Source organism: Mycobacterium sp. DL, from assembly GCF_039729195.1.
In the GTDB taxonomy this organism is placed as follows: Bacteria; Actinomycetota; Actinomycetes; order Mycobacteriales; family Mycobacteriaceae; genus Mycobacterium; species Mycobacterium hippocampi_A.
On sequence record NZ_CP155796.1, the window covers coordinates 1,028,807 to 1,042,959 of the forward strand.

11 protein-coding genes are annotated in these 14,153 nt (G+C 67.1%); 5 read left to right on the top strand and 6 right to left on the bottom strand.

The genetic code is table 11. The features are described from left to right. Nucleotides 1-71 precede the first annotated feature (71 nt). Nucleotides 72-1,568: a serine/threonine-protein kinase gene (locus ABDC78_RS04995; protein ID WP_178358645.1), complete on the top strand. Its 1,497-nt coding sequence runs from the start codon at nt 72-74 to the stop codon at nt 1,566-1,568. A gap of 4 nt (nt 1,569-1,572) precedes the next feature. On the opposite strand, the gene ABDC78_RS05000 is transcribed toward ABDC78_RS04995, so the two are convergent. After that, on the bottom strand, nt 1,573-1,908 hold the full coding sequence (locus ABDC78_RS05000) for a hypothetical protein (RefSeq protein ID WP_178358644.1): 336 nt from the start codon (nt 1,906-1,908) through the stop codon (nt 1,573-1,575). 123 nt (nt 1,909-2,031) lie between these two features. Between ABDC78_RS05000 and ABDC78_RS05005 the strand changes: the two genes are divergently transcribed. Further along, on the top strand, nt 2,032-2,577 hold the full coding sequence (locus tag ABDC78_RS05005; RefSeq protein ID WP_178358643.1) for a helix-turn-helix domain-containing protein: 546 nt from the start codon (nt 2,032-2,034) through the stop codon (nt 2,575-2,577). 3 nt (nt 2,578-2,580) lie between these two features. On the opposite strand, the gene ABDC78_RS05010 is transcribed toward ABDC78_RS05005, so the two are convergent. From ABDC78_RS05010 to ABDC78_RS05030, 5 genes are all read right to left on the bottom strand, one after another. Continuing rightward, nucleotides 2,581-3,159 carry a TetR/AcrR family transcriptional regulator gene (locus ABDC78_RS05010; RefSeq protein ID WP_178358642.1) on the bottom strand — a complete coding sequence of 193 codons (579 nt, stop codon included), beginning with the start codon at nt 3,157-3,159 and terminating at the stop codon, nt 2,581-2,583. Continuing rightward, nucleotides 3,159-3,764 (bottom strand): TetR/AcrR family transcriptional regulator, encoded by a 606-nt coding sequence (locus ABDC78_RS05015; RefSeq protein WP_178358641.1) that lies wholly within the window; start codon nt 3,762-3,764, stop codon nt 3,159-3,161. Before ABDC78_RS05015 ends, ABDC78_RS05010 begins: the two co-directional genes overlap by 1 nt. Nucleotides 3,765-4,387: 623 nt before the next feature. Continuing rightward, nucleotides 4,388-7,774, bottom strand: coding sequence for an SbcC/MukB-like Walker B domain-containing protein (locus tag ABDC78_RS05020; protein WP_178358640.1), 3,387 nt, complete (start codon nt 7,772-7,774; stop codon nt 4,388-4,390). Continuing rightward, nucleotides 7,767-8,465 (bottom strand): DUF4194 domain-containing protein, encoded by a 699-nt coding sequence (locus tag ABDC78_RS05025; RefSeq protein WP_178358639.1) that lies wholly within the window; start codon nt 8,463-8,465, stop codon nt 7,767-7,769. Before ABDC78_RS05025 ends, ABDC78_RS05020 begins: the two co-directional genes overlap by 8 nt. After that, nucleotides 8,462-9,913: a DUF3375 domain-containing protein gene (locus ABDC78_RS05030; protein ID WP_178358638.1), complete on the bottom strand. Its 1,452-nt coding sequence runs from the start codon at nt 9,911-9,913 to the stop codon at nt 8,462-8,464. Before ABDC78_RS05030 ends, ABDC78_RS05025 begins: the two co-directional genes overlap by 4 nt. Nucleotides 9,914-10,225: 312 nt before the next feature. On the opposite strand from ABDC78_RS05030, the gene ABDC78_RS05035 reads away from it, so the two are divergent. The 3 genes from ABDC78_RS05035 to ABDC78_RS05045 all read left to right on the top strand — a co-directional run bounded on the left by ABDC78_RS05035 (nt 10,226) and on the right by ABDC78_RS05045 (nt 14,152). After that, entirely contained in the window at nt 10,226-12,559 is a 2,334-nt protein-coding gene (locus tag ABDC78_RS05035) for an esterase-like activity of phytase family protein (RefSeq protein ID WP_178358637.1), read from the top strand. A gap of 151 nt (nt 12,560-12,710) precedes the next feature. Continuing rightward, nucleotides 12,711-12,920: a helix-turn-helix domain-containing protein gene (locus tag ABDC78_RS05040; protein WP_178358636.1), complete on the top strand. Its 210-nt coding sequence runs from the start codon at nt 12,711-12,713 to the stop codon at nt 12,918-12,920. Then, complete coding sequence (locus ABDC78_RS05045; protein WP_178358635.1) at nt 12,917-14,152, top strand: type II toxin-antitoxin system HipA family toxin; 1,236 nt, start codon at nt 12,917-12,919, stop codon at nt 14,150-14,152. The genes ABDC78_RS05040 and ABDC78_RS05045 overlap by 4 nt, the downstream gene beginning before the upstream one ends. Nucleotide 14,153: the final 1 nt, after the last annotated feature.

Below are 14,153 nucleotides of genomic sequence, written 5' to 3' on the forward strand. Positions count from 1 at the left end.
CACGTCCCGCGGGAACCCTGATCGGGCCGTGGAGACCCGCTGCGCGTGTCGCGAGAGGAGGAGCAACGTAGATGAACCCGAACGGCGTCGCTCGTCTGGGCACCCGCTTTGGTCCCTATGAACTGCAGTCGCTGATCGGCGTCGGCGGGATGGGCGAGGTCTACCGCGCCTACGACACCGTCCGCGAGCGGGTCGTGGCCATCAAGCTGCTGCGGGCCGACATGGCCGCCGACCCGAGCTTCCAGCAGCGCTTCCGGCGTGAGTCACGCATCGCCGCGAGACTGCAGGACCCCCACGTGATCCCGGTGCACGACTTCGGCGAGATCGACGGCGTGCTCTACATCGACATGCGCCTGGTCGAGGGCGCCAGCCTCAAGGACGAGTTGCGTGTCGCCGGTGCGCTGCCGGCGGCGCGCACGGTGTCGCTGATCGGTCAGGTCGCGACCGCGGTGGACGCCGCCCATGCCAGCGGCCTCGTACATCGCGACATCAAGCCGGAGAACGTGCTGCTGACCCCCGACGATTTTGTCTACCTGGTCGACTTCGGCATCGCTCAGGGCGGCGGTGAGGCGAACGTCACCAGCACCGGGCTGGTCATCGGATCCTGCGCGTACATGGCTCCCGAGCGGCTCAACGGCGTACGCGGCGGCCCGCCGTCGGACGTGTACTCGCTGACGTGCATGGTGTTCGAATGCCTCACCGGCCGGTCGCCGTTCCAATCCGGTGACCTGCGGGAGGTGATGGCCGCACACCTGTTCTCCGCGCCGCCACGGCCGAGCGCGGTGCGGCCCGGCATCAACCCCGCGTTCGACGACGTGATCGCACGCGGCATGGCCAAGAACCCCGCGGAGCGGTACCCGTCGGCCGGCGCACTCGCCAAGGCGGTCGCCGCGGCTGCCCATGCGCCGGTGTCGGCAGCGCGAGCCCCTGTTGCGGCGGCGCGGCCGGGTCCGCCGCCGAGCACCCGTCAGTTCTCGACCGCGGATCCGAACCCGGCTGCGTCCGGCCCCGTTCGGCAGGCCCTGCGGCCGCCGCCTCCCGCACCGCGGCCCCGCCGGTCGCATGTCGCTCCGATGTTGGTGATCGCCACGGTGCTGCTGTTCGGGGTGGCCGCGCTGTTGGCAGCCATTCTGGTGTCCGGCTCCGACAGCGGGGGGTCCGAGCCCGGGATCGCCGCCCCGTCACCGCCGAATCCGGGCAGCACGCCCGAGGCGACCACGACGGCCGAAGCGACCGCGATCGCCGGCGTCTCGGGAACCGACGGCCAGGGCTTCATCGGCCACACGGCGCGCTGCGAGGAGGGGACCTCGCCCGTCGCCGCGATCAGGACGGCTAGCTCGCTGGCCGTGATCTGCGAGGACTCGTCCGGGGACTACTCCTACCGCGGAGAACGGCTGCGTGACGGCGCGAACCTGCAACTGGAGAATGCCAGACGTTCCCGTGGTGGGTTCGAGGCAAGAAATCCCGCCGATGGCGCGCGGTACCTGGTGCAGCCCGACATGCTGACGATCTCGAGCAACGGCCGAGTGGACTCCGCGGAGCCGGCGCTGGAATACGGTACGGGATAACGGATCACGCGGCGTACCGATAGTCGGTGTCGGTCTCGTCGTCCTCCTGGGCAGAATGGCCCTGTGCGGGGCGGTAATTCAGCAGATACCGGTCGATCTGCACCCTGCGTAGCGGTTGCGCCCAGATGTTTGCGCCGTCGGTGGGATTGCCACTTTCATCCGACGCTGCGAGTTCGCGTGCGCCGGCGCGGAACCCGACGACGGCCGCGGTGAACAGCGTCACCAACACGGCGCCGGCGGCCCCGGTGAAGCGACTCCCCGTCGCCAGGGCGTACACGAACATCCCCAGCGCCGCGAACCCCGCCAACAGGGTGAGGTACGCCACGTACGTGCGCGACATTCGTCGTACTGCGTTGAACACTTTTTGACCCTCTCTCTCGACAATACGCTACGCGTAGCGTAGCGCTACGGTGGGTGTAGCGTGAAACCGACCGCGGATATTCCATCGGTGAGGGGAGAGCGGATGGCGCAGCGCCGTGACGTCGACGACGGCATCCGTGAAGCGACCCTGGAACTCCTGCGAACAAAAGGCCCGCGCGCGGTGACGGTCGAGGCGGTCGCAGCACGGTCGGGCATCGCCAAGACCACGATCTACCGGCGGCACCGAGACCGGCGGGACATGTTGTCGCAGGCGCTGTCTGAGGTGACGACACCAGAACCGCTGCCACCGCAGACCGCGGCCGCTGATCGGCTCCGCTGGGTGATCACGCAGGCAGTCAAGGCGGTGGAGGACGGCATCGGGTTCGGTGGCTTCGCCGCGATGCTCACCACCGAGGATCCGGAGTTCACCGACCTCTTCCGCCAGATCCTCGTGGCTCAGCGTGCCCAACTGGAATCGGTGATCAACGCGGACAAAGCCGACGGATCGATGCGTCCCGACGTCGACGCCGCAACGCTCATCGACGCGGTGGTCGGTGCGCACATCGCCGAGCGCGCCCGCACGGGGCGGGTGGCAGACGACTGGGAGATGCGGTTGTTCGAGCTCTTCTGGCCCGTGGTGCGCGCCTGAGCGCTACGCCATCTTGGATTCGAGCACCGAAAGTGCTTCCAGGATGGCTTCTTCGGGCATCGGGTTGTTGTGCGAGAAGGCGATCAACACGCCGACGATGGCCCCGGCCATCACCCGTCGTTCGGTTTCGTCGCCCGGTACACCGCCACGGCGGGCCAGAGCCTCCTCGATCAGGGCGATCAGCTTGACGTAGGTGGTGTAGATCAGACCCCGCGCCTCCGGTACCTGGTACAGCATTTGCTGGCCGGTGACGGCATCGTCGCGTTCCTCCGGTGAGTAGGCGCCGAACACCGCAGCGACCGCGTGTCGATAGGCGCCGACGGTGCTCAGATCGCCGGGCGCGTCGACGAACGCGTCGACGATGGGCGTCGACTGATCGTCGGAGACCAGCAGTGCTTCCTTGATGCCGAAGTGCCGGTACAGAGTCCGCGGTGAGACCTCGGCAGCGGCGGCGATCTGCTCGACGGTGGTGTTGGCGTACCCCTGCTTGTCGAACAGTCGGAACGCCTCTCGGCGGATAGCGAGACGGGTCTGGATCTTCTTGCGCTCCCGCATACCCGGCGGGGGCTCAGGGGTGGGCATCAGGCCGCATCCGCACCCAACGCCCGCGCGGCGAAACCGAGGATCGGCTTCTCCAGAGCGAGGATGGACTTTGCGTCGCCGGCGGCGAGACCGTGGGTGACCAGCGTCGAGATGCTCCGGACGAGCGCCTGGCAGGCGAAACGATCAGACTTGCTGCGCGCGTTGAAGACCCTGGCGACACCGTCGACGAAGTCCTGCTGAAGTGCGAGCCGACGACGCATGGCCTCTGGGCCCGCCGCGAAGACCTCGAGCAGGTAGAGCCGAGCGGTCGCGGGATCCGAGGCCACGAACCCGAGGTACTTGTGCAGCATGGTGGCGAAACGCTGCATCGGGGTTCCGGCTTCAGGTGCGGTCAGGATGAACTCGATGACCAGGCCCTGCATTCGTTCATAGCCGGCCATGAAGCAATCCTGTTTGGAATCGAAGTGCTGGTAAAAGGTAGACCTCGATACCTTCGCGTGCTTTATCAAATCGTCGACCGTGGTGTTGCTGTAGCCATTCTTGCCCATCACCTCGGCGAGCGCCTGCAAGAGTCGCCTTTTCTGATTGGCGGCTACCTCGTCACGGGTCAGATGGTGGCGACCAGAAGCCAGCCGCTCGGCCATGCGGAGGTCTCCCTCTCTCGTTGCGGCCAACAGCGTCGGCTCAGTTCGGTCGTACCCCCGGTTGCCGGTAAGTATAGGTCGGTGCACACAGTGCCGGCGGTGATCCCCGCCCGCGGTTGTCTCGACCACTCAATTCGACTAGGTCGCTCAGCGAACAGCTGACCCGCGGGTTGATCGTGGAGGAATTAGCTGCAGGGCACTGTGACCACTCCGCCGAGTGCCCGACACCGCGCAGCAACCACCCATGATTCGATCGGCCACGCCGGAAAAGTGTTGTCCGTGGGACGCTCCCGTACCGCATAAGCCCGGGGAGCGAACCCCTGGGGTCGCGTGCTTCGAGAACTTGTTCACTCTTCGAAAACACGGACGTTTATGTACGATATGCGTGGTTTCGGAGGTCGGGTCGGAATCAGCGGGGCGCGCGCAATTGAGGGGTTGAGCGACGCCTGAGAGGTGGCGCGTCGGTCTCTGGTGTTCCCGGATGGGGGAGGACGGATCACCAGAGCCGACGACGCCGTCGAGACTGCGCTGGCGGCGGCCGCTTCTCGCGCTTTTCCGCCGGGGGTGCAGTCTCAACGTGAGGGCCTACACGTCAACGTGAGGGCTACACGTCAACGGGAGGGCTACACGCCCGCCGGGACCTTCGACCTCATCTGCTGGCGCAACGTGGTGAACTCCGAGATCGTGCGGGTGGACACCGTCGCCACCGGTCGGGCATTGCGGCCCGTGGCCTCGGTCTTCGACACCATCACCACGCTGTCGATGTAGGGCTGGATGGTCGTGGCGTTCTGCACCGTCGCCACGATGACCAGCTGGAACCCGAACTTGCGGAACGCCTGCAGCGCCTGCTGGGCGAACTGCGGATCGGACTTGGAGAACGCCTCGTCGAGCATCAGCTGCGCGAAAACCGGCTTGTTGTCCGCACTTTCGGGATTCGCCAGGTTGAAGCTCAGCGCGCCGGCCAGGCAGAACGCCATCAGCTTCTCCTGCTCGCCGCCGGAGTTGTCGCCGGCGTTGCTGTGCGTGCGGATCAACTCCTCGCTGCTGACGTCCCACTCCGCGCAGTCGAACGTGAACCGGTTGCGGACATCCAGCGCATCCCGCGTCCACGCCTTGTCCTCGGGCGCCGTCGAGGCCAACCGGTTGCGCAGCCGCAGGATGTCGGCGTACTGGTCGAGGATCGCCTGCTTGTCGCCCAACCCGACCTCGGCGATGCGCCGTGAGATGGCCCGCACGATCTCCGTCAGCTCCGACACCGCCGCCAACGCCCGCGGCGTGGCCCGCAACGTCAACCGCGTGCCCCGGTTGAACTCCACCGCGCCCAAACCTGTGTTGACGCGGTCGATCTGCTCGCTGATCCGCCGCGCCTCCTGCTCGGCCACCCGGTGCAACGTCAGGATCGCATCCGGAGCCTGCTCGGTGACCAGCCGCATCATCCGTTCATAGGCCTCGGGCAGCTCGCGTTCGTCGATGTGCCGGCACAGCGCCACATAGTCGTGCACCCGCTCGTCGAACTGGTCGGAGTCGTTCGGGATCGCATCCGGGAACGCGGTGTCGAAAGTGTTGAGGATGCGCGCCAATTCGTCGTAGGACCGCCGTCGGCTCTCCCGCAGCTGATCGCGCTCCCGCTTGATCGCGGTGAACAGCGCCTCCCGGTGCGGCTCGGGGCTCAGCAGCTCCAGCGACACCGGCAGTTGTGCGGCGTACCGCTGCAGCAATTCGGTCAGGGGTTCGGACACGAACGCCGGCTGCAGTCGTTCGGACAGCTCCAGCAGCTGCGTGCGGCGCCCGTCGAGATCGTCGCGGCGGGTCTGCACCGCACCGCGGCGGGTCATCAATCTCTGTATCTGCGACCAGCATTCGTCGGCGCGGGAGTTGAGCGCCTCGATGTCGGGATGCTCGGCCAGCAGCAGTTCGTACTGTTCGCGCAGCCGGTCGGCATGCCCGTCGGCGGTCTCGGTGTCGATCTGGCTCCACTGCGGGTACTGCTCGCAGATCGCCTTGCACGCCGATGCCCGATCGCGCCACTGCTGACGCTGTGCGGCGATGTCGTCGGCGACCCGGCGCGCCTTCTGGTAGGCCTCCTCGGCGGCGGCCAGATCCATCGTCAACGCGTTGATCTTGGCCGACACGTCACCCTGGAACAGGTACTCGGACTGCTTGAGTGGACGCCGGTCGTCCTTGATCGCCAGCCGGTCGGAGTCCTTGTAGAGGCCGCTGTCGGTGACTGCCCGGCGGAACCGCGCGAACACCTCGGGGGTGTCGACGCAGATGTGGTCGCCGGCGCCCGAGACGATGTCGACGGCCTCGGCGGCGCACGGGTGCGTGGGGTCGACGGCAAACAGCTTGGCCGCCAGCGTGTTCGACGCCGGTTCGACCGGGTCGGTGCCGTAGGACTTGACCCGCACATGGTGCAGCGCCAGCCGGCCGTGCATGTTGGTCTCGTTGACGAACCGCAGCACCTTCGTGTGGTGGCGATCGGGGACCAGAAGCCGCAGACCTGCACCGCGCAGCACCTTCTCCACCGCGACCCGCCACCGGTTCTGCTCGGGCCGCAGATCCATCAGCTCGGCGACATACGGCAGCTCGGTCGCATCGACTCCGATTGCCGCGCAGATGTGGTCGCGCATCGTCAGCGCGAACTCCGGCAGCGCCGACCCCACATGCTCGACGCGCTTGAGCTCCTTGGCGGCGTCGTCGCGGGTGATGCGGGCGGACTTCTGCGCGTACTCGGCGTCGGTGGACGCCTCGCGGTTGCGTTCCACCTTGGCCAGCAGTTCGGTGGCCTGTCCGAGGAGTTCCTCGCGCAGGTTCCAGAACTCGTCGGCGGTGTCCGGCACGTCCAGGCCCTGCGCGGTCAGCAGGTCCTCGTAGCCGGCGCGCCGGCGCGACACCTGCTCGGCCTCGGTCTCGGCGGCGGTGACCTGTGACTGCAACGGGCCGATGCTGGTACTGGTGCCGCTGATCTGGGCGTTGAGCGAATCCGCCTCGGCCTTGGCCAGATTCAGCGACCGGGTGACGTCCTCGTACTCGTTGTCGAGCTGGTCGATCGTGGTGTCCAGTTGCGCGATCTGCGGGGGACACTGCGCCAGCCGGACGTGATCGGTGAACGCGCGCACCATCGGGGCGTCGACCAGATCGATGATGCCCAGGTCCGAGGACTCCGAGGCATAGCGGTGCTGGATGGTCTCGATGTCGCCGAGGATCTTGCGTTTGCGCTGAGCGACGGCCAGCAGCTCGCGGGCCTCCACCAGCGGGTCGATCTGCTTGAGCGCTTCGGGAAGCCGGGCGAGGCTGGCGGGCTCGTCGAGCATGAACTCCCGCACGAACTGTTCCAGCCCGCCCACGCTTTTCAGCGACTTCGCCTTGCCGAGCAGCTGCTGGGCCGCGTCGGAGGCGCGGATGCCGATGGTCGCGTACAGCTGGGCCAGATACTGCGACTCCACCTTGGTGGTGAACCGCCAACCCGGACTTTTCCCGTCGCTTCGCTCGCCCCGATCCTCCTTGAACACGCCGGTGTCGAAACGGCCTGCGGCCCAGCGGTTGCAGACGTCCTCGATGTCGAGGTCACCGTCACCGAGGACAAATCGGCTCGACGAATCCGATCGGGATTCGCCGGTGAGCCATTTGAGCACCAGACCGGTGACCGAGCGCCCGGAGTCGCCGGCGTAGGTGACCGCGACCGCCGACCACGCCGTGCCCTCGCCGCGCAGGTACATCACCCGGCTGGTGCCGCCGTCGCTGCGCTGCCCCCACGCGCCGCGCACGTACTTGTCGACGGTGCGCCGGCCGGCGCTCGACCCCGCGGCGGTGTTGTCGCCGGAGGCGTTGAAGTTGCGTCGGTTGAACGGTAGGAAGCCCAGCGAAATGGCATCCAGCAGTGAGGATTTACCGCTTCCCGAGGCGCCGGCGATCAGCGCGCCGCCGACGCTGAAGGGGATCGAGTGGTACCCGTCGAACACCCCCCAGTTGACGACCTGCAGCCGCGACAGGTGGAACTGCTCAGTCAAGTGGGATCTCCTCGGCCGGGGCGCCGCCGCGCTGCAGCTGCTCGAACTGCTGCTGCAGCTCGGTGATCACCGACGCGGTCATGATCGCGGTGATCACCGGGCTGATGGTGTAGCTGTCCTCGTCGTCGCGGCTGCGGCGCAGGATCTCCAGGCCGGTCAGCCGGGCGATCGCGGCGTCGACGCGCGCGGTGAACGTGACCGCGTCGCGGTCGGTGTCGTTGAGCACGCCGGAGAACAGGCCGTGCATCTCCTCGCGGCTGATCAACACGCTCTGCCCGCCGGCGGCGCGCATCATCTGCGCCAGGTGCAGCGCCAGGATGGAGTCGTAGGTGCCGAGCGGTTCACGGCGTAACAGCTTGATGCCCTTGGCGGATTCGTAGCGGGCTTGCTCCACGAACGCCACATCGGTTCCGTCGACGATACGCAGCAACAGGTCCAGTTCGGACAACCGCACGCTCAGCTGATCGCGGTACTCCAGCACCCAGCGGTAGACGTCGGCATCGGTTTCGGCGCTGATGTACCGGCGGGTCAGCAGGTGCTGCAGCGCCCAGCAGGCGCGGTCGGGCAGTTCGGAGACGTCACCGTCGAAGCGCGGCCGACGCTGGTGAGGAGGGCGGGCGCTCTGGTCGACCTGGGGCAGATCGGAGAATGCGGCGAAGTCGGCTTCCCGCTCGGCAGACGGTGACGTCACGAGGCTCCCGCCAGGGTGGTGATCGGTTCGGTGAACATCAGTTCCGGCACGGCGATCTCGCGGTCGAGGCCGTCCAACGAGCGGAACCGCACGGTGCTCGAGGCGGCCGTCGGCGACGCGTCGGGCTGTTTGAGCGCCCAGGACCACAGCACGATGACATGCCCGAGATACGCGGACTCCAGCATGCCGACCACCTGGGGCAGCGACACCGGCCCGGCGCTGACCGCGGCGTTGATCATCTCCGACATCGCCGGTGCGTCGACCTGCGTTGTCAGCGCGGCGAAGCCGGCCAGGTCCACCTCGCCCTCGGCGGCTTTGGCGGGCTTGGGGTTCGACAAGTCGCCGATCTTGAAGCTGAGCGCGCCGACGGAGCTGATCGCGTGCCGGGCCAGCGGCACGTCGATGTCGAGGCGTGAGTCGATCAGTGACGTCTTCAGGAGGGCACGTGCCGAGCCGATCGCCTCGTTGAGTTGACGGGCCACGCCCCGGCTCTGCTCCAGCGTGCCGAACGCGGTGAACCGCTTGACCCGCTGCGCACAACGCTGCTGGATCCGTTCGACCTCGTCGATCTGGTGACCGACCAGTTCGAAGAACCCGGCCATCACCTTGCGCAGCGCCGGGTCCAGCAGCGGCAGCGCCTCGGCGACGTCGGCGACGTCGGCCTCGAACTCGGCGCGCTGGTCGGGGTCGTTGATCATCCGCAGGAACGCGCGGTGGCTGTCGCGGCCCTGGGAATCCCAGGCCGCCTGGTAGTCGGTGTACATCTGGCGCTGCCGGTCGCGGTACTCGACGTTGCTGTCGATCGGCTCGTCCAGCGCCGCGGTGGCCTGCTCGATCATCGTGCCGTACTGGCCGATGTCGGTGATCATCCGCTCCATCTGCAGGGCGATGGCGCGGGCCTCGTCGTAGGAGTCGGTGAGGTCCGGGTTCGGGCGTTCGCCGGCGTCCAGTTCGTCGAGTTCGGCCTGCAGCGTCGCGATCTCGCCCTCGATGCTCTTGCGGATGCGGGCAGGATCGGTGCCGATGCGGACCGCGACCTGCTTGAGGCGGGAGGCGATGCCGTTGATCGAGCCGCCGGTGGCGATGGTGTCGTTGCGCCGCATGCCACGGACGAAATCCAGCGCGCGCCGGGCGTCCTGGGTGAGATAGCAGACGTTCTGATCGCGGCGCTCGTCGACAATGCGGTGCAGCCAGCCCTGGCTGGCCCACGACTTGATCAGCGCCAGCCCGGACTGCCCGTCGGGATGGTCCAGCTCGTCGAGGTCACGCTCCAGCTGCACCACCAGCTCGGTCTCGGGGACCACGCCGCCGCTGAGGTGGCGTTCCATCAACGTCGCGTACAGCCCCAGGTTGACGGTCGCGAGCAGCCGCATCGCGCGGGATCCCTGCACGTCACGGTTGAGTTCGAGCAGCTCGGGGGCCGACAGCACGGTGTCGTCGGCGTCCACCTCGGCTCCTCATCTGTGTGTGCGGTTCGGACGGTCCAAGATAGGCCACCGGTGGGACATCGTCGGTGTCGGGTTGGGGTGCCTGGAAGGGTGCTCAAGCCCAGATCGCGCTCAGGGCTGTGCTCGCCACCGCCCATCGGCTTGCCGACAACCGTCAGTGCAATCTCGCGACGAGGGCCGAACCGGGGGTGGTGTCGAAGGCAGGGTGCCGGTCACCAACCCGTTGCCGGGCGTTCACCGGCCGATCCCCATCAGCTCACCTGCCCGCGACAAGCTCACTCGACTCAACGGCACAACTGAAGAGGGTGACGGGTGAAGGCCTCGAATCTGGCTCGGGCAGCGGCAGCGGCGACCGTGGTGGCACTGGTGGCGGCCGGGTGCGCCACCGACGCTCAGGACGACGCCCCCGGCGAACCCACCCCGGACACCCCGCGAGCCACGTCGCCGATCGACTGGAACCTGCCGGCCGCCGAGCGCTTCCACCGCGCGGCCACCTACCCGGTGTATCTGAACAGACCTACCGAGGATCCCGTCGAGGCAGAGACCGTCGCCGAGATCTCCACCGTCACCCCGGACGGCAACACCGTCATCTACACCGACGCCGCCGCCAAGCGGATCGGGTTCCTCGACCTCCGCGACCCTGCCAAACCCGTTGGCCTGGGCACGCTTTCGCTGGCCGATCTCGGCAACGCCGACGACCAGCCCACCTCGGTGGCCGCCGTCGGCGAATTCGTGTTGGTCGTCGTCGACACCACGGGCGGTGACTTCCCCAACCCGTCGGGACGCGTCGACGTCGTGCGGGTCGCCGATCGCACCCCGGTGCACAGCATCGACCTGGGCGGTCAACCGGACTCGATCGCGATCAGCCCGGACGGGTCGTTCGCCGCGATCGCGATGGAGAATCAGCGCGACGAGGAGTTCACACCGCCCGGTGTCGAGGAGGGTGACCTTCCGCAACCGCCAACGGGATTCATGCAGTTCATCGATCTCACCGGTGCTCCGACCGCCTGGACGGCCCGCAGGGTCGACTTCGACGTAGAGACGGCACGCGCAGCCGGCCTCGACACGCCCGAAGACCTCGAACCGGAGTACGTCAGCATCAACTCCCGCGGCCAGGTCGCGGTGACGCTGCAGGAGAACAACGGGATCGCTGTCCTCGACGGCCGCACCGGCGAAGTCGCTCGGATCTTCAGCGCCGGAACACAATCGGTCGACGGTATCGACACCGCCGAGGACGGCGCGATCGACCAGACCGGCTCGATCCCCGAGACGCCGAGGGAGCCCGACGCGCTCGGCTGGATCGGCGACGACCACGTTGCCACCGCCAATGAGGGCGACTGGAAGGGCGGCACCCGTGGCTGGAGCATCTTCGACGCCACCACCGGTGAGGTGGTCTGGGATGCCGGCAACTCGTTCGAACAGCTCGCCGTGCGCACCGGTCTGCACATCGAGAGCCGGGCGGAATCGAAGGGGCCGGAGCCGGAAGGGCTGGCGATCACCGAGATCGGCGGCCGCCCAATGGCGTTGGTGGCATCGGAGCGCAGCAACTTCGTCGCGGCCTACGACGTCAGCGACGTCACGTCGCCGCGATTCCGGCAGCTGATGCCGACCACGCCGGGGCCTGAGGGCATCCTGCCGATCCCGCAGCGTGACCTGCTGGTCATCTCGTCGGAGGCCGACGACGCCGAGGCTCGGGTGCGTGCGTCGGTCAACGTGTACGGATTCGGTGATCAGTTTGCGGGCCCGACGCCGTTCCCGTCGATCGTGTCCGGCGACATCGACGGTGTGCCGATCGGATGGGGAGCGCTCGGTGCGTTGACTGCCGACCCCGCCGACGAGAACCGGTTGTTCACCGCCACCGACAACGCCTACGGTCCGGCGCGGGTCCTGGGCGTCGACGTCTCGCAGACCCCGGCGCTGATCGACACCGAACTGCGGATCACCGAAGACGGTGAGCCCGTCACACTCGACGTCGAGGGTGTTTCGGCACGACCGGACGGCGGATTCGTGTTGGCGGTGGAAGGCGAAGAGGGGCCCGGCAACGAACTGGTGTACGTCGCCGCCGACGGCAGCGTCGAGGACCGGGTTCTGCTGCCCGCCGACATCGCCGGCGAACTGGGAAGCCAAGGCCTGGAGGGTGTTGCGGTCGACGGGGACACGGTGTGGGTGGCACTGCAGCGCGAGTTGGAGACCGACCCGGCGGGTGTGGTCCGCATCGGGCGCTACACCCCCGACGGCGGAACATGGGAATGGTTCGGTTACCAGCTGGACACCACCGACGTCGCCGACGACTGGATCGGGTTGTCCGAGATCGCCGTCCACGACGGCGCCCTGCTGGTGTTGGAGCGTGACAAGCTCAACGGGCCCGACGCGCGGGTGAAGGCGATCTACCGCGTCGAGATGCCATCCGAGGCGGGAGTGACATCGGCCGACGAAGCGCCGCCGGTGCTGCCGAAGGCGTTGGCCCGCAACCTGTTGCCCGACCTGCAGGCGACCAACGGATTCGTTCAGGAGAAGGTGGAAGGCTTCGCGATCGCCGGCAACCAGAACCTGTACGTCGTCACCGACAATGACGGACTCGACGACGCGAATGGGGAGACGGTGTTCCTCGACCTCGGACCAGCGGGGGAGGCGCTGAGCGGTTAGTGTCGGTCCCGTTGGCTTTAAGCATGGAATCCAACGCATAGTTCGTTGACTTGTAGCACTGCGTCATGCAGAATGCCTTATGCCTTCAATTTCAGGCATAAGGAGCGACATGGCTGGGCCTCGCCGAACGAACCCGCAAGTGGACCACTCTATGCCTGAAATCGCACGCATAGGAAGGGTGGTTGCTGATCGTCGGATCGCGCTACGCCTCACCCAGCAGACGCTGGCCGATGTGGCCGGAGTCTCCCGATCTACCGTCCAGGCAGTGGAACGTGGAAGTGGCGCAGTCAAGTTCGGCTCTCTGATCGAAATCGTCGAAGCCCTGGGCCTGCACATGGACGTAAGCCTCGGCGCACAATGACCGTAACGAACGCCGACCTGCGGACCGTCACCGAAGGTGATGTGTATCTCGGGCACGAGCTGGTCGCTCGGTTGGCACGCGACGACAGCGACTTGGTGAGCTTCGACTATGTCTCCGATGTGCCACTTGATGATCGGCGCCTGCGCGACCAGTCAGTGGCGTGGTCGCTGCTACGAAGCGCCGAATATCCGATCATCACCAACGGGGGCGCGGTGCCGGCCTTCTTCGCGGGCCTTCTGCCCGAGGGTGTTCGACTCGGCGTGGTGACGTCATCGACGAAGACATCGGCCGACGACCACCTCACGTTGCTGTTGGCGATCGGCGGGGACACCATCGGCAATGTCCGTGTCCTGCCCTCAGGCATGACTGCAGACCGTCCCCCGCCGATGTTCGACCCCCAGCGCGACAACGATTTCCACGCTGTGTTCGGCAGGCTGACCGGTTCCCTCCGGAATGATCCGGTCGGAATGCCGGGCGTTCAGCCGAAGGTCAGCGCCGCAATGGTCTCGGCACCGGCCCGGACACCCACCGGTCACGCGATACTGAAGCTCAATCCCCAGCAGTATCCCCTGCTGGTCGAGAACGAGCACTTCTTCATGACGATGGCCCACGCCTGCGGCATCCGCACCGCCGCTACGTCGTTGCTTCACGATGTGAACGGCCGCAGCGCATTGCTCGTCAAACGTTTTGATCGATTGGGAGACAACACAATCGCCCAGGAAGACGCCTGCCAGGTCGCTGGGCTCTACCCGGCCTCGAAATACCGCATCAAAGCGGAGACTGCGATCAGCTCACTGGCCGATGCGTGCGCTCTCGGCGGTGGAGCCAGGGCGGTCTCAATTCTGGAGTTGCTCAGGATCGTCGTGTTCTCGTGGCTGATCGGCAACGGGGATCTGCACGGCAAGAACCTCTCGATCTTCAACCCCGATGGGATCTGGCAGCCGACACCGGCTTACGACCTGCTGACAACACAGCCGTACACGGGCTGGCGGGACCCGATGGCACTCAACCTCTACGGCCGCGCCAACCGGTTCGATCGGCAGCACTTTGTGGAAGCCGGCGAGCGCCTAGGCGTTCGGAGCCGGGCTGTGGCCCGAATGATCGATGCGATCGTCGATGCCGCCCGACCGTGGTCGGATCGATGCGGCGACATCGGATTTGATGCCCGGCAGACCGAGCGGTTGGCCAAACTGCTTCGCGACCGGGCGGCGGGTCTCAGCCCGAACAGCTGAT